General features: G+C 42.5%; 17 protein-coding genes. 12 read left to right on the plus strand and 5 right to left on the minus strand.

What is annotated here, in order from left to right; translation table 11 throughout:
* The first annotated feature begins 176 nt into the window (after positions 1-176).
* The 4 genes from prpB (at position 177) to PTE_RS02515 (ending at position 5749) form a co-directional block, all read left to right on the plus strand.
* Positions 177-1067, plus strand: coding sequence for a methylisocitrate lyase (gene prpB / locus PTE_RS02500; protein WP_036842925.1), 891 nt, complete (start codon positions 177-179; stop codon positions 1065-1067).
* Between the two features lie 51 nt (positions 1068-1118).
* Positions 1119-2285, plus strand: coding sequence for a bifunctional 2-methylcitrate synthase/citrate synthase (prpC, locus tag PTE_RS02505; protein WP_036842927.1), 1167 nt, complete (start codon positions 1119-1121; stop codon positions 2283-2285).
* 55 nt (positions 2286-2340) lie between these two features.
* Positions 2341-3792, plus strand: a complete 1452-nt coding sequence (locus PTE_RS02510) for a bifunctional 2-methylcitrate dehydratase/aconitate hydratase (RefSeq protein ID WP_036842929.1) — start codon at positions 2341-2343, stop codon at positions 3790-3792.
* Between the two features lie 70 nt (positions 3793-3862).
* Complete coding sequence (locus PTE_RS02515) at positions 3863-5749, plus strand: propionate--CoA ligase (RefSeq protein ID WP_036842931.1); 1887 nt, start codon at positions 3863-3865, stop codon at positions 5747-5749.
* A 346-nt stretch (positions 5750-6095) separates the two neighbouring features.
* On the opposite strand, the gene PTE_RS02520 is transcribed toward PTE_RS02515, so the two are convergent.
* Positions 6096-6275: a hypothetical protein gene (locus tag PTE_RS02520; protein WP_036842933.1), complete on the minus strand. Its 180-nt coding sequence runs from the start codon at positions 6273-6275 to the stop codon at positions 6096-6098.
* 71 nt (positions 6276-6346) lie between these two features.
* On the opposite strand from PTE_RS02520, the gene PTE_RS02525 reads away from it, so the two are divergent.
* Positions 6347-7018, plus strand: coding sequence for a class I SAM-dependent methyltransferase (locus tag PTE_RS02525; protein ID WP_209435489.1), 672 nt, complete (start codon positions 6347-6349; stop codon positions 7016-7018).
* Positions 7019-7152: 134 nt separating this feature from the next.
* Here PTE_RS02525 and PTE_RS02530 read toward each other — a convergent pair whose 3' ends face one another.
* Positions 7153-7830 carry a hypothetical protein gene (locus PTE_RS02530; protein ID WP_036842935.1) on the minus strand — a complete coding sequence of 226 codons (678 nt, stop codon included), beginning with the start codon at positions 7828-7830 and terminating at the stop codon, positions 7153-7155.
* 405 nt (positions 7831-8235) lie between these two features.
* Here PTE_RS02530 and PTE_RS02535 point away from each other — a divergent pair, with 405 nt between their 5' ends.
* Positions 8236-8604 (plus strand): DUF2946 domain-containing protein, encoded by a 369-nt coding sequence (locus PTE_RS02535; protein ID WP_241826104.1) that lies wholly within the window; start codon positions 8236-8238, stop codon positions 8602-8604.
* A 154-nt stretch (positions 8605-8758) separates the two neighbouring features.
* Positions 8759-10870, plus strand: coding sequence for a TonB-dependent copper receptor (locus PTE_RS02540; protein WP_198539172.1), 2112 nt, complete (start codon positions 8759-8761; stop codon positions 10868-10870).
* A gap of 140 nt (positions 10871-11010) precedes the next feature.
* Here the strand turns inward: PTE_RS02540 and PTE_RS02545 are convergent, their stop codons facing one another.
* From PTE_RS02545 to PTE_RS02555, 3 genes are all read right to left on the minus strand, one after another.
* Positions 11011-11805, minus strand: a complete 795-nt coding sequence (locus PTE_RS02545) for a glycoside hydrolase family 16 protein (RefSeq protein WP_036842943.1) — start codon at positions 11803-11805, stop codon at positions 11011-11013.
* A gap of 277 nt (positions 11806-12082) precedes the next feature.
* Positions 12083-13357 (minus strand): bifunctional O-acetylhomoserine aminocarboxypropyltransferase/cysteine synthase, encoded by a 1275-nt coding sequence (locus PTE_RS02550; protein ID WP_036842945.1) that lies wholly within the window; start codon positions 13355-13357, stop codon positions 12083-12085.
* Between the two features lie 95 nt (positions 13358-13452).
* Positions 13453-13863, minus strand: coding sequence for a hypothetical protein (locus PTE_RS02555; protein WP_036842948.1), 411 nt, complete (start codon positions 13861-13863; stop codon positions 13453-13455).
* Between the two features lie 388 nt (positions 13864-14251).
* Here PTE_RS02555 and PTE_RS02560 point away from each other — a divergent pair, with 388 nt between their 5' ends.
* The 5 genes from PTE_RS02560 (at position 14252) to PTE_RS02580 (ending at position 22638) form a co-directional block, all read left to right on the plus strand.
* Positions 14252-15610: an MATE family efflux transporter gene (locus PTE_RS02560; protein WP_036842950.1), complete on the plus strand. Its 1359-nt coding sequence runs from the start codon at positions 14252-14254 to the stop codon at positions 15608-15610.
* Between the two features lie 772 nt (positions 15611-16382).
* Entirely contained in the window at positions 16383-17129 is a 747-nt protein-coding gene (locus PTE_RS02565) for a Slam-dependent surface lipoprotein (RefSeq protein ID WP_036842953.1), read from the plus strand.
* A gap of 94 nt (positions 17130-17223) precedes the next feature.
* Complete coding sequence (locus PTE_RS02570) at positions 17224-18711, plus strand: surface lipoprotein assembly modifier (protein WP_036842956.1); 1488 nt, start codon at positions 17224-17226, stop codon at positions 18709-18711.
* Between the two features lie 52 nt (positions 18712-18763).
* Positions 18764-21763, plus strand: coding sequence for a TonB-dependent receptor domain-containing protein (locus PTE_RS02575; protein WP_036842959.1), 3000 nt, complete (start codon positions 18764-18766; stop codon positions 21761-21763).
* Between the two features lie 74 nt (positions 21764-21837).
* Positions 21838-22638, plus strand: a complete 801-nt coding sequence (locus PTE_RS02580) for an energy transducer TonB (RefSeq protein WP_036842961.1) — start codon at positions 21838-21840, stop codon at positions 22636-22638.
* Position 22639 lies beyond the last annotated feature (1 nt).

The following is a 22639-nucleotide window of genomic DNA, read 5'->3' on the forward strand; positions in this document are numbered from 1 at the left end:
TCAATGATGCTTTCCTACAAGATTAGTCAATGCGTTAGATATTTTTTTATTTTAAAAACAACATATTAATTTCCATTCCATCTTTATTTTTAAGTTTATTAGCCATTGTTTACTTTGTTGGCACACACATTGCTTTATAACAAATATATTTCATTCTAATAACAAGGAGGTTATGTATGCCGCTTTCCTCTGCTGGTTTGGCGTTTCGTCAGGCTATAGAAGTTGAATCTCCATTACAGATAGTTGGCACCATCAATGCCAACCATGCATTGCTGGCGAAACGGGCGGGCTATAAAGCTATTTATCTTTCTGGTGGCGGTGTATCGGCGGGTTCATTAGGTATGCCTGATCTGGGAATTTCAACGCTGGACGATGTGCTGACAGATATCCGCCGTATCACGGACGTCTGTGATTTGCCATTGCTCGTGGATGCTGATATTGGTTTTGGTTCTTCTGCCTTTAATGTGGCTCGCACCGTGCGCTCAATGATTAAAGCTGGCGCTGCGGGGTTGCATATTGAGGATCAGGTCGGTGCGAAGCGTTGCGGTCATCGCCCGAATAAAGAGATTGTGTCCAAAGAGGAAATGGTTGATCGCATTAAGGCTGCAGTCGATGCCCGTATTGATAAGCATTTCGTCATTATGGCCCGTACTGATGCCTTGGCTGTTGAAGGTTTGGCAGCGGCCCTTGACAGGGCTAAAGCCTATATCGAAGCCGGGGCAGACATGCTGTTTCCTGAAGCGATCACTGAATTGCACATGTATAAAACATTTGCGTCAACAACTGGGGTTCCAATACTCGCCAACATCACTGAATTTGGTGCGACGCCACTGTTCACTACCGAAGAGTTAAAAAATGTGGATGTATCCATTGCGCTTTACCCGCTTTCTGCTTTCCGGGCAATGAATAAGGCCGCCGAGCAGGTTTACACCACACTCCGCCGCGAAGGGACACAGAAGAATGTGATCAGCATGATGCAGACTCGCAACGAGTTATACGAAAGCATCAACTACTACGATTTTGAACAAAAACTGGATGCGCTTTTCTCCCAGAAAAAATCTCAATGACGGACAGCTTCATCACTTTATGTGGCATAAAAAACAGTCGAGGTGAGACCAATGAGCGAACAGAACACAATTACTGAGTCAACTACTTTCAAGCCTAAAAAATCTGTTGCCCTTTCGGGGGTCAGTGCGGGTAACACAGCACTCTGTACAGTTGGGAAAACCGGCAACGATCTGCATTACCGTGGCTACGATATTCTTGATCTTGCAACCCAGTGTGAATTTGAAGAAGTTGCGCACCTGTTGATCCACGAAAAATTGCCTTCCCGCGCTGAACTGGCCGCCTATAAAACGAAACTAAAAGCACTGCGAGGTTTGCCGGGTAGCGTCAAGGCAGCATTGGAAACATTACCTGCTGCCGCTCATCCCATGGATGTCATGCGTACAGGTGTCTCCGTTCTTGGCTGCACATTGCCTGAAAAAGACGATCACAATCTTGCAGGTGCGCGTGATATTGCTGACAAATTACTGGCCTCTCTTAGCTCCATGTTGCTCTACTGGTATCACTATAGTCACAACGGACGCCGTATTGAGGTAGAAACCGATGATGAGTCGATAGGCGGGCATTTTCTTCACCTCCTGCATGGTAAAAAACCCAGTGAATCATGGGAAGAAACTATGCATATATCCCTGATCCTTTATGCCGAACATGAGTTTAACGCCTCGACATTTACCAGCCGGGTTATCGCAGGAACCGGCACGGATATCTATTCCGCCATCATCGGGGCGATTGGTGCACTGAGAGGGCCAAAACACGGTGGAGCAAACGAAGTCTCTTTTGAAATTCAACAGCGCTATGAAAATCCTGACGAAGCAGAGGCAGATATCCTGGCGCGTCTGGCAAGAAAAGAGGTCATTATCGGCTTTGGTCATCCGGTTTACACCATTTCAGATCCCCGTCACAAAGTGATTAAAAATGTGGCTCTGCAACTTTCCAAAGAGGCAGGAACGACCAAAATGTTTGATATTGCGGATCGGCTGGAATCTGTGATGTGGGCTAACAAAAAAATGTTCCCGAACCTTGATTGGTTCTCTGCGGTTTCCTATCACATGATGGGCGTACCGACGGCGATGTTTACACCGTTGTTTGTGATTGCCCGCACATCGGGATGGGCTGCTCACATCATTGAACAACGTATTGATAACAAAATTATCCGCCCTTCGGCCAATTATACCGGGCCGGAAAATCGGGTATTTACGCCAATTGGTGAGCGTGGATAACGTTATTTTTGGTGTGGTGTTTCCTGTATTCATGTTTTTTTAACAAGGAATTATTATGTCTACCTCTGTTGTAAACAACCGTCCTGAATATGATCAGGTGATTGTGGATATCGTGGATTATGTTATGGAATACCCGATCACATCATCCATTGCCCATGAAACGGCCTATTACTGTTTTCTGGATACGCTGGGCTGTGGGCTGGAGGCGTTGGAATACCCGGCCTGCAAGAAACTGTTGGGGCCTATTGTGCCGGGTACGGTTGTGCCTAATGGGGTGCGTGTACCGGGAACACAATTCCAGCTTGATCCCGTACAGGCGGCGTTTAACATTGGTACGATGATCCGGTGGCTGGATTTTAATGACACATGGCTGGCGGCTGAATGGGGACATCCGTCCGATAACCTTGGTGGCATACTGGCGGTGGCTGACTGGCTATCAAGAAATGCCGTTGCTTGTGGCAAAAAGCCGCTCACCATCAAAGCCGTTTTGATGGGCATGATCAAAGCACATGAAATTCAGGGATGTCTTGCACTGGAGAATGCGTTCAATAAAGTCGGGTTGGATCACGTCGTTCTGGTAAAAGTGGCTTCGACCGCCGTTGTTGCTGAAATGTTGGGGCTGAACCGGGAAGAGATCCTGAGTGCGGTATCGCTCGCCTGGGTTGATGGGCAGTCGCTGAGAACTTACCGTCATGCTCCTAATACCGGTTCACGTAAATCCTGGGCGGCGGGTGATGCGACATCCCGTGCTGTTCGTCTGGCTTTCATGGCACAAAAGGGTGAGATGGGGTATCCCTCGGTATTAACTGCAAAAACCTGGGGATTTTATGATGTCTTGTTCAATGGGCAGCCTTTCAAATTCCAGCGTGCCTATGGTGCTTATGTGATGGAAAACGTGTTGTTTAAGATTGCTTTCCCGGCAGAATTTCATGCACAAACTGCGGTGGAAGCGGCAATGAGTCTGCATCAGCAACTGAAAGACACCGGCAAGACTATCAATGACATCACAAAAATCACTATTCGTACCCATGAGGCCTGTATTCGGATTATCGATAAGCAAGGTCCGTTAAACAACCCGGCGGACAGAGATCATTGTATTCAGTATATGGTTGCGGTTCCTTTGATCTTTGGCCGTCTCACCGCTGCGGATTATGAAGATAGTGTTGCGGCAGATCCCCGTATTGATGCACTGCGGGAAAAAATGGTGTGTGTTGAAGATGTTGATTTTACCTGTGATTACCACGATCCGGGAAAACGCTCTATTGCTAACGCATTAACCGTTACATTTGCAGATGGCAGCCAGCTTGATGAAGTTAAAGTCGAGTTCCCTATCGGCCATGCTCATCGTCGCCGAGAAGGCATTCCATTATTGCTGAAAAAATTCAGAACCAATCTGGCACGTCAGTTTCCTGAAACACAACAGAGGAAAATTCTGTCTGTTTCCCTTGACCGTCAGTTACTGGAAAACATGCCGGTAAACGAATATCTTGATTTGTACGTTATCTAATCTGAAATGCCGTCGGCGGTTGCTCTCCTTGAGTACTGCTCTATCATTTTACGCAGTACCAGGAGAGATTATGTTATTCAAAACTTTTTACCAGCAATCCATTGATGATCCCCACTCTTTCTGGGCTGATCAGGCTAAACGCATTTTCTGGCAACAACCTTTTGAACAGGTTCTGGATCACAACAATCCTCCCTTTGCCCGCTGGTTTTGCGGGGGAAAAACCAACCTATGTTACAACGCACTGGATCGCTGGCTGAAAAGCCAGCCTGACGCCAAAGCGCTCATCATGATTTCAACAGAAACGAATAGTGAAAAAGTATTCACTTTCAGGGAATTACATCGGGAAGTGAACAGAACGGCGGCTATGATGCTTTCTCTGGGCGTTAAAAAAGGCGACAGGGTTTTGGTTTATATGCCGATGATTGCTGAAGCGCTGTTTGTTTTGCTCGCTTGTGCCCGTATTGGTGCAGTTCACTCGGTTGTTTTTGGGGGTTTTGCTGCCCAGAGCCTTGCTACACGGTTGGATAATGCAGAGCCTGTGCTGGTGGTGTCTGCGGATGCGGGATCTCGTGGTGGAAAAGTCATCCCTTACAAACCGTTGCTGGATGAAGCTATCGAACTGGCGAACCACAAACCCCACCATGTACTGATGGTTAACCGCGGGATGGCTGACATGGTTTGGCTACCGGAAAGAGATGTTGATTTCGCAACATTGCGGCAAGAGTGTCTTGATGCTGACGTTCCTGTGACCTGGCTTGAATCAAATGAAACCTCCTGCGTGCTCTATACCTCCGGCACGACGGGCACCCCAAAAGGCGTTCAGCGTGATGTTGGGGGGTATGCTGTTGCATTGGCAACATCCATGGATATCATTTTTGGCGGTAAAGCGGGTGAAGTGTTTTTTTGTACGTCAGATATTGGTTGGGTTTTGGGGCATTCTTATATTGCTTATGCCCCTTTGATCGCAGGAATGGCGACAATTATGTATGAAGGGCTGCCGATACAGCCGGATGCTGGCATTTGGTGGCAGATAGTGGAAAAATATCAGGTAACACGCATGTTTTCAGCGCCTACAGCGATTCGTGTACTGAAAAAATACCCGGTTGAATCTATTGCACAATACGATATTTCATCACTGAAATCGTTGTATTTGGCGGGAGAACCGCTTGATGAACATACTGCCCGCTGGATTGCAGAGGCGATCAACACCCCTGTTATTGATAACTACTGGCAGACTGAGACAGGCTGGCCGATTATGGCTATCGCCCGCGCTCTGGATGACAGGCCGAATCGGTTTGGTAGCACTGGCTTCCCGATGTATGGCTTTCATGTCAAGCTGATTAATGAACTGACCGGTGAGGAGTGCGGCGATAACGAAAAAGGCCTGCTCGTTATTGAAGGGCCTTTGCCTCCAGGTTGCATTCAAACTATCTATGGTGACGATACACGTTTCATCAATACCTATTGGTGTCATTTTGACCAGCCTGTTTATTCCACATTCGATTGGGGGATCCGTGACAGTGATGGCTATTATTTTATTTTGGGACGTTCGGATGATGTGATTAATGTTGCGGGACACCGATTGGGAACGCGGGAGATAGAAGAGTGTATTGCAGGCCATGAAGACGTTGCTGAAGTGGCTGTTATTGGTATCAAGGATGCCATCAAGGGGCAAGCCGCAGTTGCCTTTGCCGTTCTCAAGGATGGAAGGGAAATCCAGAATGCTGAACATTTTTCCTCTCTGGAAAAGGCCCTGATGGGCTTGGTGAACAAACAAATTGGCAGCGTGGGCCGCCCAGCACGGGTGTATTTCGTCTCCCAGCTTCCCAAGACGCGTTCAGGAAAAATGTTGCGCCGAACTATGCAGGCAATATGTGAAGGGCGTGAGCCGGGTGATATTTCTCTGATTGAAAACCCTGCTTCACTGGAGGTTATTCGAGAAGCTGTTTTCCGGTGAATAGTTTTCCATGATATTGGGACGCTTTTATTTTTTCCTTGTTGATTTCTTGGAATAAAGAAATTGTTGTGGTCCACTCTATTTTCCGATTAATGAGTGAAATATTTGCATTTGATAATATAAATGGGTTGAAATATCTAGATTGTGAAGTTTATCCGGATGTGATAATAATGATTTTATATGTTAGATAATTAAGGACTAAAATGTTACCTGATGTAATTGTTACTGTGCTGGTTTTATTTGTTTGTGTGTTTTTAATTAGTAAATTAAGTAAGATGAGGCAGCGTAATAAATCAATTATAATTGCTAGTATAATAATCTTCACAGGAAGTACGAGTGAGATCGTTTATAATATTAGGTCTCGTTGTTCTATTGGGTTAGATTGTAACTGGCTTGATTTTGTTGTTTTTGGCTCAATAATGTTAACAGCGGTAGCAGCTTTATTTATATCATTTTCAGGCAGAGTAATTAACACGTCAAAGATAGGTTTTTGCACCCTAAAAGGTTGTAAAAGTACGTTAACCATTTGTGTGCCTGTCCCATAGCAATTGGCTGGTAGAGCATACTTATACTCTTTATAGAAAGTTGTTGACATCAATGAAAATTATGAGATTGCTTCGCACATTTGAATGGCGTGTTCTTCCCATTCTGGCGAAGGGCTTGATCGGAAGTGGTTTTCTCGCTTTGTTGTGTAGACAACGGGAAGATCGTTGGCTGGAGCGATGGCTTCCACTTATTCAAGCCCGAGCCATGGGTTTAGCAGTGCTGGAAATTGGTTGTGGAGATGGGCGCGACACTGCCATTATTCATCGTGCTGGGTTAAAAGTGAAGGCGATCGATATATCTTCTGCAATGGTTAAGCGGGCGAGTGTTCGTGTGCCTTCGGCTGTTTTTTTTGTTCAAGATTTACGAGCTCCTTTTCCAATAGATAGGACCGGCGTGGTGATTTCCAGTTTGTCACTGCATTACTTTTCTTGGGACGAGACTCTGGATATTATTCGGCGAATCAGAGCAGTTTTGTGGCCTGGGGGCATATTATTATGTCGACTGAATTCTACAAAAGACGTCAACTTCGGTGCGAAAGGACACGCTAAAATTGATAATGATTTCTACTTGGTCCATGGAACACCAAAACACTTCTTTGATCGTTCCTTAATATTTAAAGTTTTCTCTGGATGGAAAGTGTTGCATATAGAAGAAAAGGAGACACATCGTTTTATTCTACCAAAAACTATCTGGGAGGTGATTTTGGAAGTGGAGACAAAGTAAAGGGATTCCACTGCCATCTTTGATGTTTTTATGGCAGGAGAAGACATTATCTCTGCCTCGTCAGTGGGTAGATGGCTAGCATCAAAACTAAGCATATCAATTCCTTGATATGCTTAACTCGGTTAGTGAAATGGTTATTGCACCAGGTAAAGTGAATGTTTTGTTGGATAGGAATCGTATTCAGCTAACGGTACCATCTTAATGGATGATTTATTATCTCTGATTATTTTTGGTCCACTTACTGGCCATTTAGCAGACTCAAGAAGAAACGCTGCTGGTTGTCCAGTGGTGCCAATAACAGGAGCACCGACTTTTAATGAAGCTCCATATGGAATGGCGTGGAAAATCTCAGGTGTGACTTCAATGAAGTTCTTAGTTAAGAACTTCATTGGCCGAATTGAATCAACTTGAAAACGTGTTCCAGATACAACAAATGTTAACGGTAAACCAGCTGCTTTAATTCCATAACCTTCGTAGATGTTTGCAATCTGACTGGGGAGCATACTTTCACAGTTCATTCCAGCACTGACATCAATACCAATATGTGCCAAGTTTGTAGGCGACATGCGAGGGAAATTACGCGCAGTCGCATTGATAACATCGATTGGTAGTGTACTGCACTGCCCAGTACTTGAGGCAACTGAGTGCTTATCAGGTCTTGATACAATACCGGGGCCTTCTACAGTAGAGGTACTTAATTGGACATCGTTGTAGATTTTCGTAGAGAAGTCTGGAGGATAAAAGCTTAAAGATAGCCTGGAACCATCATTGTGAGCCACGATCCATGCATTGAGTGCATCTGAGAACTGCATATCGACGCTTACCCAGTAGTTTTGACGGTATTCGGTGTGATTCTCTTCCGTTTTTGTGACGAATCCATTGGGGGCAAGTTCTTCAACTTCACTTTGAAAGGTTGGATCGGGAGATCTTAAGACATATTGTCCACCGCCGCCGTAAATTTTATCTAGGGAATTTGCTCCAGTCGTATCGGTATTGTTGGAAATATGAGCATTATGACAGGCTGAAATTTTAGTCGAATTAATGAAAGCAATTGCGCTGGCTTTAGAAAAACATCAAATTTTGTCGTCAAAGCGACATTCCTGCATAAAGTGTTTTAACATTTGACTGTTAAATACGTACAATCCCCTCCCTGAATGTGTTCTCTACAGAATAGGCTTGGTTTGTCACTGATCCAGATTTACACATCGCGGAGCCGCTTGTCAGCCTGGCTTGGTATATTAGCGATATTGATGTTGTTCATTGCACCCGTGATCTCCCGGTCACTGGAACATGCGCGCATTGGTGAGTCTCATTCTGACATTGCTTCTGCATCACAGGGCACTAACCATCATGATGGTATGCAGATGGGTATGCATGCGGGTGGTGGCATGTCGATGCTGGATGATATTGCCTGTGGATACTGCGTCTTTCTTATCCATGTACCGATGCTAGATTTGGCGAATACACCGTTATTCTGGTCAACTTCGCTGACTTCACGGCCACCACCGGTTCAACCTGTAACTCTCTTCCTTGCGCATTTCATCTTTTCGGATTCGCTGCCTCGCGCTCCGCCTGAACAGATCTAATCTCATCGGTTTAAACATAATAAAACGCTTTGTCCTGCTAACTTTTTAGCCAGGAAAAGTTTGCTTATACCAAAAACTGTTTGGTTGGATTCTATAACGTATTCCGCTTTTGATAGCAATATCGCTTCGGAGCGCGGATGCACATTAAGGAAAGATGATGTTTGAAAAAAATGCTTCTTATAAAAAAAATACGCTAGCCCGTTGTATTAGCTCGGCAATGCCGATTTTTCTGCTGGCAGCTTTTAATGGATATGCGGTTGAAATCTCGCCAGATTCACACGATCATGCGAATGTCCTAAAAACCAATGACGGCGATGTGATTACCGTCACTGCGCCTTTGTATTCGCCTTTATCAATTGTCACGTCACCAAAAACGCCTCGTCAGCCAGTTCCGGCAAGTGATGGTTCTGACTATTTGAAAACCATACCCGGTTTTTCACAAATCCGTAATGGGGGTACCAATGGTGATCCAGTATTTAGGGGAATGTTTGGTTCAAGGCTTAAGATCCTGACTGATGGCGCAGAAATGCAAGGGGCCTGTCCTGGCAGGATGGATGCGCCTTCATCTTATATTTCACCGGAAAGTTATGATTTGCTGACACTGATTAAAGGGCCTCAAACCGTATTGTGGGGCCCAGGTGCTTCCGCTGGGACCATTAGGTTTGAGCGTGAACACCCTAAATTTAATGAGCCGGGGGTGAAGGTCAATGCCAGTGGGTTGACCGGTTCAAATGGTCGTTGGGATGGCAATGTTGATGCCAGTGTCGGCAATGAATTGGGATATTTACGTTTAATGGGGAATACCTCCCGTTCACATGATTATAAAGATGGTAGTGGGTATCGTGTCCCTTCACGCTGGGATAAGTGGAATAGCGATCTGGCGCTGGGGTGGACGCCGGATAAAGATACACTGCTCGAATTGACCGCCGGGAAAGGTGATGGAGAGGCCCGCTATGCGGGGCGTAATATGGATGGTTCACAATTTAAACGTGAAAGCCTCGGCGTGCGTTTTGAGAAATCTAACATCAGTGAGGTTCTTGATAAGGTTGAAGCCCAAGTTTATTACAACTATACCAACCATATCATGGACAATATAACCTTGCGTTCTCCGAACAGCCCTATGTCTATGGGATCGATGGGGAAGATGGGTATGCCTTCCGCGACCTGCAAGCATATGTGTGGTATGCATATGAATATGAACAGTGGTATGTCCATGCAACTGGATCGTCGGATTGTGGGAGGACGGGCGATGGGCACCTGGCTATGGCAAGATTTCAAGCTGGAAAGTGGTGCGGATACTCAAACTAATACCCATCGTAATAAATCAGGCAGCGTGTGGCAAAAGGATGCCCAATTCCGTAATTATGGCTTGTTTGGTGAGTTGACCTGGTATGCCACAGAGCAGAGCGAGTTGATAACCGGTGCCCGTCTTGATCGCAGTCTGGTGAAAAAATTTGCCGGCAATAGCGAGAAAGAACGAAATGATACTTTGCCAAGTGGTTTTATGCGTTTAGAGCATACTCTCACTGATGTTCCGCTGATGTTTTATGCCGGTATTGGTTATACCGAGCGCTTCCCGGACTACTGGGAGCTATTCTCGCCTAAACTCGGTCCGGCAGGCAGTGCCAGCGCTTTTGATGGCGTGAAAAGTGAAAAAACTACCCAGCTTGATATTGGGGCGCAATATACGGGAGAACGCTTTAATAGCTGGGTGTCAGCCTATGTAGGGCGGGTGAATGATTTTATTTTGTTTAGATATAGCCCAACCAATGCTCGCCTCAGCCAGGCTGATAATGTTAATGCCAATGTTATGGGCGGAGAGATGGGCTTTGGCTATCAACTGACAGATCATTGGAAAACGGATGCCAGCCTGGCTTATTCATGGGGTGAAAATACCACAGATAACAAGCCACTGCCTCAGATCCCACCTCTGGAAGCCCGTTTCGGATTGACTTATGAACGTGGTGACTGGAGCAGTACCGGTTTGTGGCGATTGGTTAGCAGCCAGCATCGGATTGCTATCGATCAGGGAAATGTTGTCGGCAAAGATTTTAAAGACAGCCCGGGTTTCGGCGTGCTTTCTGCAAACGTCGCCTATAAGATCAACAAAAATGTCAAAGTTAGCACAGGTATCGACAACATTCTGAATAAAGAATACAGCGAACACCTCAACCTTGCAGGTAATAGTACCTTTGGTTATTCAGCAAACACCTCAGTAAATGAACCCGGCCGAACAATATGGGCTAAAGTTAATGTAACATTCTAATGATAAAATGGCGTCCAGTGATTGGACGCCAATATTTTTCTTACTTGTTTAATATTCAAGGAGAATGATTATCACTGGCTAACCGTATTTATTTTTCCTACGGTCCTAATTTATTGCAGCGAATAATACAGTGTGGATTATTATTTCTGATTACCGACATACGGATAAACTTTCACATAATCAACGTCGAATGTGGCGGTTGTTTTATTTATCGGGCCGTAACCCTGAGCTGGATAACTGCGCGGTACTTCAGAGCTTAAAATAATGTATTGGTTTGCGATTGAAATAGGGACTTGTTCCAGACCAGACAAATATTGAGGAACATCATCAACATAAAATGTGTAGCCATTTGGTGTCCATGCCACCGCAAATTTATGGAATTTACCATCAGCAAGTTTACTCATAGACAATTTCTTTGACCATTGTTTATGAGCGTTGCCATAACCATTCCAGTGAATCGCATGATCATATTGATCTTGTTTAGCCTCAGCTAAGTGTTCAAATACATCAATTTCGACGCCTGATTTTTCTGGATTGGTTAGATCCTTACCCATGGTTGGTGACTGTACCCAGAATGCGACCTGATTACCTTCGGCGCGATTAAATCTGACAGCAGCTTCCCAATAGCCATATGTCTGTAGGAAACTTTTTTGTGTTGAAATCATGCCGCAATAATTTTGTAGCTTGCCGGAAGAACTATCAGAATAGGTTTTTATGGTTAAATATCCATTCCGTACAATAACGGCTGATTGAGTATTAATACAATTATTTCTGACACCTAAACCACGGTAATCCCATTTTTGGCTATTGAGTGTTGTGCCATTAAAATTATCCTCAAATGATGGCGTGGAGCTGAATTCACTTGGGATTTTTGCCGAAGCATACCCACAGAACAATGAGCTTAATAACAACGTATAGGCTAGCTGAACTTTCATCTGTTTTCCTTGTATTTTTTGACGTGAATAGTCGCCATTTGGACGTTATTACACGTTTTCGTAGGGATAGGGGGAGGCCACTTTATCGAATATTAGCGACAGGGTGACCGATTTAATTTGTTATCCCCTGCTTGTTGTTTTAGTAGGTAAAAATAAGGAAATAAAAGTCAGCGACGTTGATTAAGGGAAAATAATTAAAATAGAGACAGTAAAAGAAGCGGTTATAGCAGATAAATAGAACCCCGTTCACCAGAACGGGGTGTATGGCAGTTCTAAATTATTTCGATGCATCCAGAGCTTGGGCAAGATCGGTAATAATATCATCAATATGTTCAATGCCGATTGACAGGCGGATCATATCGTGTGGTACACCTGCTTTAATTAACTCCTCGTCATTTAATTGGCTATGAGTGGTTGAAGCTGGATGGCAGGCGAGTGATTTTGCATCACCAATATTAACCAGGCGCACAATCAGTTTTAACGCGTCAATAAAGCGGGCACCGGATTCCTGCCCGCCTTTAATACCAAAGGAGAGAAGGGCTGATGGTTTCCCATTCATATACTGCTGTGCCAGTTCATGTTCCGGGTGGTCTGGCAATCCTGCATATTTCACCCAACTAACTTGAGGATGATTTTGCAGGTAATGGGCCACTTTCAGGGCATTTTCAGTGTGACGCTCCATTCTTAATGCCAGCGTTTCCAACCCTTGCAAAATAAGGAAAGCATTAAAAGGCGATAGCGCGGCACCCATGTTACGTAACGGTACGACACGGCAATGCCCGATAAACGCGGCTTTACCGAACTGTTCGGTATAGATGACGTTGTGATAAGAGGGATCCGGGTTATTCAGAATGGCGAATCTTTGCTTATGTTTTTCCCAAGGGAAGTTGCCGGAATCAACAATGATGCCGCCAATAGTAGAACCGTGTCCTCCCATGTATTTGGTCAGAGAGTGAATAATAATATCGGCGCCGTGCTCAAAGGGCCGGCAAAGCGCAGGCGTGGCGACGGTATTGTCAACGATTAAAGGAACGCCATGACGGTGAGCCACTTCTGCGAACTTTTTCAGATCAACAACATTACCTGCCGGGTTACCAATGGATTCACAGAATACCGCTTTGGTCCGGTCATCAATCAGTGATTCCAATGCTGCAATATCATCATGGTCAGCAAAGCGTGTTTCAATACCGAACCGGGGCAATGTGTGAGTCAGCAGGTTATGGGTGCCGCCATATAACTTGGCAACAGATATAATGTTATCCCCGGCTCCGGCAATGGATTGAATAGCGCAGGTGATAGCAGCCATACCGGATGCGACCGACAATGCGGCTATCCCACCTTCAAGTAAAGCAACCCGCTTTTCCAGTACATCATTAGTCGGGTTCATAATGCGGGAATAGATATTTCCCTCGACCTTTAAATTAAACAGATCGGCACCGTGTTGGGTACTATCAAATGCATAGGATGTTGTTTGATAAATAGGGACAGCAACGGCTTTGGTGGTTGGATCGGGAGAATATCCGCCGTGGATCGCAAGAGTTTCTGGTTTCATTTTCGGTCTCTTCTCTATATCGGTAAGATTACATGTATCTTTGATGAATAGATGTAAGCGGCTTTTATCAAAACTACAGCGCCACTTACTGCCGTTCACAAGGAATTTAACGTGTACATTTGTTTGATTGATGAACCGTCGGAGTAGGTATCTATCAGCTTAAGGGAATTTCCGGTGATAGAAAATGTGATTTTTTCGTCATTTTCATCAATTCTCCAACGACCAATGTTATCGACGTTATTGGAAGCCCATTCGACACGATCGCCCTTTAAACGACATTTAATTTTCCATAGGGAATTATCACTGGGTCGAATGTAGTGCATATACGTCACATCATCGTTATTTTGACAAAATAGGATAGATGCGGTTGCCTGACAAATTTGACTAAGATGAGGATGAATTTGTACAGTCGTTTTGACAGGTTGAGAAGTCGTTTTATCGGTTGAAATTGTGTAAAGCCCCGTCGCCAGTATCGCTAAAACAATAAAGATTTTATTATTAGACATTATATTTCCGCTAATTCTTTATTAATCAAATAAATAATTTAAAAATGTTACTAATTCAGTGATATATCGGGTGTCGCTATTTTTTAATTATGTGGACATTATCACAAAAAGCAGAAGCTACTTAAGTCGAGTAACATTAACTATTAAAATGGAAAATGAGAACAAAAGACTTAAATAAATATCTAATCTTCTAGAAAGATCACAGAATTTCTTGTGAAGTAGTTCGTTTTCGTTAGGTTGCCTGATTTATTTCTTTCTATTTCCTGAACAAAAATAGAGGATATGCCCATAATTTTAAATTTTTAAAAATTTTTCCGCATGATTTTAGTGATAATTTATTGTTAGTATGATCAACATTGGAGCTAATCAATAAATTAACGGTATTTTTATGGCTAAATTTTCAAACTGGCAGGAATTAAGACAACTGTTCTTACTTTCTTTTCCCATCATTATTGCGCAGATAGCACGTACCGCAATGGGGGTTGTTGATATAGTGATGTCTGGTCACTATGCTACTGCTGATTTAGCGGCAGTAACGTTAGGAAGTAGTATTTGGTTCCCTATATTTGTGTTGGGATACGGGACTATTATCATGCTTGCGGCAGATGTCGCAAAGCACAAAGCGCAAGGTAATGAAGAAGGGGTCAAAGAGAGCCTTAGGAATTATTTGTTTCTATCGATGATACTTTCGATACCAATAATTTTATTGTTAATGTTAATTAGCAAACTTTTTTCATTTATAGGCTTAGATGATAATATCTTAGATATTACACGGGGCTATGTTATTGCTATGGCATTTAGTGTTCCCGGGGTGATGATATTTAATGTTTTTCGTTCATTTCTGCAAGGCTTAGAAGACACGAAAGTTGCTATGTACCTATCTTCTGGTGCCTTATTACTGAATATACCGTTAAATTACATGCTTATTTACGGGAAATTTGGTTTACCGGAAATGGGCGGCGTTGGTGCGGGTATTACAACGGCAATTATTAATAATCTCAGTGCTGTATGTTTAGTTGTTTATTTTTTGTTGAAAAATGAGTATCGGCGATATCGATTTCGTTTAAAATTCCCAAAATATCAAGATTTACTGAGGACTTTTTATATTAGCATTCCTAGTGGATTGGCTTTTTTTGTTGAAATGGTTTTTCTCGATGTGGTTGCTGTATCCGTTGCGCCTTTAGGCACTCAGACTGTTGCCGCACATAATATTATGCTTAATATCGTCACTATCATTTATACCGTCATTACAGGATTTGCGACTGCGACGACGGTAAGAGTGGGCTCCTATATTGGGCAGAGAGATAGAACATCATTAATGGGTGTTATAAGAGTTTCGATTTCTTTGGTATTATCTATCTCCGTAATTTTGGGTTTTCTAATATATTTCTTCGCGGCGCCATTGATTTCACTCTATACTAACGATGACTCAGTGATAATAATCGCACTTAGCCTGGCTTTTTTATTCTGTTTCTTCCAGTTCTTCGACTCTTTTCAGGGAACTTTAGCGGGTATTTTGCGTGGTTTTCATGATACCCGATCGGTATTTTACGCGCCTTTATTTGGTTATTGGTTAGTTGGTTTACCACTAGGGTTTATTTTGGCTTTGACAGACTGGGTAACCGATAGCATGGGAATTGTAGGGTTTTGGTATGGTTTGGTTTTAGGTCTTTTTGTGAACTCTGTTTTATTGTCTATCATATTGAAGATTAGGGCGAGAATGGTCGTTTCTCAATTAACTTCTTAATTTAGTGACAAAGTATCACATCCACATCAATTCCCTGCCAAAAGGTAGGGAATTGATGAACTTATGTAAATAACTTATTCAATTCTTTCATATAAGATAAAAGTAGTATCAATATTTTTATTTGAAAATTTACTTCATAAAAAATTTTCATTGTGAATGAAAGTTTACTTTTTAAATGTGTGGTTATTAAATCCATTTAAGAGGGAGATAATGTTGTAATTGTATTTTAATTCGTTTTGGTAATATGTCTATTTTAGTGTTTTTAGTAAATAATATATTAGTGAAAGTTTTCTGAATAATTATATATAAATTCTTTATAATAATTTATCCCTGCTTAAATAAGATAAATTATAGGCTCATCTTTATTGATTTTAGTTTTAAATTGTCAAATATTTTTTGATTAATTTAGAATCAATAATTATCATCTTATTAGTTACCATTAAAATAGTAACATATAAATTAATTACATTATTAAATAATAACTTGGAAATATATTCATGTGTATTGATTTTTTTACACTTATTGTTAGCTTTATCCACCCAAGATTATTTCCATAATTTTACTATGGTTATGGTAAATATTGATTTAATAATTAAATAGTTAGGTGTATTTATTGTCATTTTATACAAGTTCACATAATCATTTCATGATAATGATTATCATTTCATTTTTTATTAAAAGTACGTTAATATGCGCGTCAGTCTTCGGACAGTACTAAAACTATGTAATAAGCAATCTCTAACATTTAATTAGTTAACATAAGGAATATGCTATGAACAAAGTTAAAGTGTTAATTGCAGTATTAGGTACATGTGGATTAGTAACACAAGCAATAGCTACCCCTGGTTTTGGGCAAACTCAAAATTTTGATCAGAATAAACCCAGCATTAGGGTAAATGTGACTGAAAAGGGGGGGACTGGTCATGCAAGCTCTGGGGGAGAACCGGGGATTGGGGTGCAGTCTATAGCCGGAGGTAAAATTGTCAGCTTCTCGGGCCTTACCCGTTATGCCGCAGCGGATGCCAATGGTATTCATAAAATTTCTATGCCTGGATCAGGTAGCCATGGTGGTATGGGGGTCTTTAACTTTAGTAAAGTCGCTAATGCTGATGTCTACTTTGGTGAATGGTCACAAACCGGTCAGATAAACGATAAGACTCATACTGCCTATTATTCCGGTAAAGACATAACGACTAATTTACCTACTGGTGGCATAGCAACCTATACGGTTAAAGGAATTAACCAATATAGTGGCAGCAATGCTCTGCAAGGGACATTCACTGCTGATTTCGGCCAGAAAAGGCTTTCTGGTTCAATAGCAAATAGTGCATTGACTGTTGGTATTGATTCTAGAATTAGAGCAGATGGCTCGTTTGTTGGGACGGCGACAGCAGGAAATGTTGTCGGTACAAACAACGGCCACTTCTTTGGTGATAATGCGTCGAGTTTAGCTGGTGTGGCTAAATTTAATTCGGATCACAGTAAAGATACCGCCTTTGGTGGGACTAAAAATCCATAATATGAATTTGTGTTAACTGAATAAGGCAAAGTTCATATGGGCTTTGTCTTATTTTGTTTATTTATTGGTCCGACTATTAAGCAGTGATATTCCGATGTTAAATGCCCCCATTATCCGTTTTACCATACTGCTCAACTGTTTGTTTTTTTACCCTTCTTTGGCTCTGGCAGATGAAGATACCGGCAGAAGATTGTGGAATAACGTACAGCGAAATTTGCAGGAACAAGAAAAAGAGATCATCACTGATGAAACTGTGAATGAGAATACTGATCATTTATCGATAGTCCTTAATGGTCAGACTTTCAGTGTTGAGAATAATGTGAATGAGGTTGGTCAGGCGCTGTATTTATCTATTAATCATCAACAAGTTAAGGACGTAGAGCGCTTTTTATTGATGTATCAGAAGTTACCTGGGCATGATATGCAATTGGTACATTTTGCTCAGGCGAATCTTGCACGTTCGCAGGGTAATTTAGTGGCGGCAGAACAGCATTATCAGGCTATTTTGCACCAGCAACCTGATTTTACCCGGGCTAAATTGGAGTTAGCCAGGGTCTATTATGAGAACCAGAAAAATAAAGAGGCAGGTTTACTGTTTAATGAGATTTCTGCGGCGAATCACGATAACGAAAATAAATTACCACCAGCAGTCATTAAGAATATAACCAGCTATCAGGATGCGATTGAATTGCGTAATGCCTGGCGTGGGTCTTTTGCCGTAGGATATATTTTTAACGACAATACTAATATGTCACCAAATAAGCCTCCTGTTTGCCAGAAATATGCTGAAAATGGCAGTTGTATAGCTGAACGTGAGTTGCCTTTGGCAAAGAAGGCAAATGGTATCAGTTATGATGCTACGTTACGTAAGATATACCAGCTAAGTGGTCACCACGGTATATCCTTGCGTTCAATGACTTATGGTGAAAGTTATCGTCATCATAGTGAGGAAAATGAAAATACCACTTCCGCTTATTTGGGATATAATTATAAGGCACAGAAAAATGATTTTCTGATAGGTCCAATTATTGAGTTTAATCATGTTGGTAACCATTCCCGTTATCGCACCACAGGAGTGAAAACTGAATGGATGAATATTCTATCAAAAAATCTGGCATTGAATCTTGAAGGTGAATATAAACAGTTTCGTTATCATAAACTTTATAATCATAATGACGGTAATATGACTTCTGTTTATGCCACCTTATCTTATTATTTAACTGATCAGACAATTACCTTTACTGGTGGTGATTGGGTTAATAAAACCAGTGTTGAGAAAGCGGATGATTATCAACAGAAAGGCATACGAGCGGGTATTTCTACCCAGTTGTATCCGGGAATTAATGCGGTGGTATTTACCGCATTACGACAGAGGCAGTTTGGAGATTACAGTATGCCATTAAGTGCACGCCGTAAAGACAATGAACAACTCTATTCGGCAATTCTCAGTATGCCTAAATTTGATGTTTTTGGCTTAACGCCGGTCATCACTTATCGGTATAGAAAAAACAATAGTAATGTCGATTGGCTATACTCATATAGCAAAAACGAAGTGTTAATTAAGTTTGAAAAATATTTTTGATATTGATTGAAGTAATAGGTTATTTAAATCCGTACTATGGCAGATAATCACTATGCATAAATTAAATAATAAATACAGTAAAATAACATTGGTGGTGGTATTAACTTACAACCTGATACCTTACCGTGTTGATGCAGATACACCAATACCCCCTGTTCAATCAGTGAAACAGCCTGCTGGAGATAAGGCCGACTTAGGCAAAATTAACGTTTCAGCAACCAGTGAAAAAGATCAGGCAGGCTATGACGCGGTGTATGATAAAGATATTACCAATATTTACCTGGGTAAGGATTTGGTAGAACGCTATAAGGGTGCTTCACCTGCGGATGTTTTAAAAAGTGCAGTTGGCGTATTCAGTGGTGATTCCAGAAATAGTGGCGCATTAGATCCTAATATCCGCGGCATTCAGGGACAGGGGCGGGTTCCTGTTACCATTGATGGTACTGAACAGGCCATTACGACCTGGCGTGGTTATAACGGTGCTAATAACCGTAATTATATTGATCCTAATCTGATCAGCAGCATTGAAATAGAAAAAGGTCCGTCACTAACTCGGGGGGTAAAAGGTTCCATCGGTGGGGCCGTAATGATTAAAACCTTGGGCATAGATGATGTGGTACCGGCAGATGAGAGTTTCGGAATTAATCTGAAATTGGAGACCAGCAGCAATGCGGTGAAGGAACGTGTACCGAGTCTGCAATGGGGGCAAGATTATCGTGATATTCCTGGTTTTACTAAGGGATTTAACTATGTTGATCCTGCGTTAGAAATTACACCAAAAAATTCAAAAGATAATAAATTATTTGGTCTGAAAGATAATGCAATACGTCTGGCGATAGGTACTCGGCAGGAATACTTTGATCTCATGGCAGCCTATAGCTATCGTAGTAAGGGAAATTATTTTGCTGGTAAGGGGGGAGCCCATCGCTATGACGCTCCGATCAGTGATAAGGATAAAGTTATACTTGATGGTGGTACCCGGCCGTATGATCCTTATTTACCTTTCGCGGCACGTATATATCGCCCCGGCAATGAAGTGCCGAATACTTCCAGTGAAATGGAATCTTGGTTACTTAAAAATACTTGGCATCTGGCTAATCAACAGACTATCGAGTTTGGTATCCGCGATACCAAGACGACTTACGGTGAAATTATGCCTTCGCGCATTAGTTGGGTTCGAGCTGAGGAGAATATTGTATCGCAATGGCCTTTGGCTAATGTACATCAGCAGGCATTTAATGTGGACTATAAATGGAAGCCTGATGGGAACAAGTGGGTTGATTTTGATATGAAGTTCTGGGTTACCCGTACTATTAGTAATACTAATACAGCTGGGGGGTATCCTCGTGAGCCGCGGGAAAGGGATGAGGTCTGGGATGTGAATGGTAAGGAAAGAGATCCGAATAAAGATGGTAGCTTGGTAGAGACTGCTTCCACTAATGCGCATAATAACCGCTGGGGTGTTGATCTTTCTAATGCTTTCGCGCTGACTGCGGATTTGGATTTAACATTGTCGGCTAATCTGCAACGGGAACGTTTGGGCTCGCATGATGATTATGAAGCAAAGAGTTTCTCCAATTTTCGTGCATTACCAAGAAAAGGGCGTCGTCAGGAAAATAATATTGCCTTTAATTTCGACTGGCGCCCTACTTCATGGCTGGCATTAAGCGCTGGGGCTAAACGGGTGAGCTATTGGTCTAAGGATGATTTTTTAAATGAGCGTTTAGCGGCGCGTGATCATCGTTATAGTAAGGACAAAAAACTGGTTGGTCGGGGGCTGCAATATAAGAGAACACTTACTGAACGTGAAGCTGAATTATTTAAAAAATTTAATGATTGCTCATGGTGTTTGACTGATGATGAATTTGATAAATATTTTGAAAAGAATTTCTCGGAATCAGAAGAGCGAGATTCAATTCTTCGCCCTATGGTACCGGTAGATGTGCTTTGGCAATATCGTGACGATGGTAAGTTATATAAACAAGATAACCCCTATTTCAATGGCGAGCTTGATATGAATGAGCGTGTTATTGATCCTGTCACTAACAAAGAAGTATATAAATATGAATACAGTGATACCCAAGATAATAGCCGTTATAGTGATAGTTCAGGAGAAATATTGAGTAATAGTGATGGAGGTTTAGTTTATAAAGAAAAAAGTGAACAGGAGCGTTGGGCTAAACAACCTAAACGTAAAGATTATGCTTGGGCACCGGTATTTTCCGCAACAGCTTATGTGAGTGATAATGCACGTATCTATGCACGTTATGCCGAAGCGGTACGTATGCCGAGTATTTTTGAAGATACCGTCGGCTTTTCCTCTGGTTTGACTGATAAACCGGCCCGCTCTTTTAAACCTGAACGTAGCAAAACAGTTGAAGTGGGTTATGTTCATGATTTAAGTCAGTTGTTGGGGGCGGAGCATAATGCGGATATTAAATTCGCTTATTACAATACGGTCATAGAGAATGTTTTTGACCGTGATAGTAACTTTAAATTTACTCAATTAGATAAACAGAAATTATCGGGTTTAGAAGTACAAGGGCGTTATGACAACGGGGGATTCTTTACCCAGTTTGGCTTGTCTTACAATCTTAAAAATAAAGTTTGTGATAAAACCTCCGCAGGTATACTAGATCCGACTAATCGATTTGGTGTTCCAGAATGTATTGATGGCGGTTTTCCCGGTGGTTTTTTAAGAACGACTATTCCTCCCCGTTATTCTCTTAATCTGAATATTGGTGGCCGGTTATTAGATGAAGATTTAGAAATAGGGAGCCGGGTGTTGTATCACAGCAGTGTGGAGAATAAGGATGAAAAATGGTTGATGAAAAAAATGCCGGGCACTTATAAAGGGATAAATAATAACCCGATGCGCTGGAATCCGGTAATGACCGTAGATGCTTATATTAATTATAAGGTTACGCCAAATGTTGTTGTTGAATTATCCGGCACTAACTTAACCGATCGCTATTATCTGGACCCGTTAACCCGCTCCATGATGCCGGCGCCCGGACGGACGTTTAAGCTTAGTGTCACCAGTCAGTTCTGACTCTTGACGGGAGATTAACCTGCCTGTAAGAAGGTTAATCTCCGCAGATAACGAGCGGAAAGGTGGCTTGAATTATGATGAAAAATCGTCTTTATATTGGCTTGTTTGCTTCTTTGCTGCTACATGCAAGTGTCATTGTGATTATGGCATCTCATTTATTACGTGATGACAGCGCAAATAATCAATCAGTGAATTCGCCAATAATCAGTATCTCAATAGAAATGGTTGCTTCAGCGGCACCTGCTGGGCAGGAGCAGCCTACGAAGCAGGAACCTCTCCCGCCTCCGTTACCCCCCGAAGTGGTGGTAGCGGAATCACCGCTTGAGGCGAAAATAGCGCTCAATAAGCCAGCGGACAGGCCACGGAAACGAGAGCCGCGGAAACCGCCGGAAGAACATGCCGATGCCAAACCGAGGAACAAACCACAGAAAGAGCCAGTAGAAGATCCCCGGCCAAAACTGGCAGAGCGTGGGCGTAAACCGGAAACGGAGCAAGCAGCGGACAGTTCCCAGGTGGCAGGGAGAGATGTTGTGGATTCACAGGCCGGCGCACGTCAGGCGATGACCAGTCAACCGATGACGGGTTTGGGTTCCGATGATTTACAAGGTTATCAGTCTGCTTTACGTCGTGAAATTGAAAAACACAAACGCTATCCACGTCGGGCGAAAAAGATGAAACAACAGGGTATTGTACAGGTAAGCTTTAGTTTACTGGACAGTGGTGAGCTGACAAATCCTCAATTAGTACGGAGTTCTGGCGCTGATGAATTGGATCGGGCTGCACTTGCGGCTATCCAACAAGCCCGGTCCGTGGGGGTAAAACCGGCTGGTTTGCCGAGGGATCATACCTTAGCGATAGAGTTTAATTTGCATTGAG

The organism is Photorhabdus khanii NC19 (assembly GCF_000517265.1).
In the GTDB taxonomy this organism is placed as follows: domain Bacteria; phylum Pseudomonadota; class Gammaproteobacteria; order Enterobacterales; family Enterobacteriaceae; genus Photorhabdus; species Photorhabdus khanii.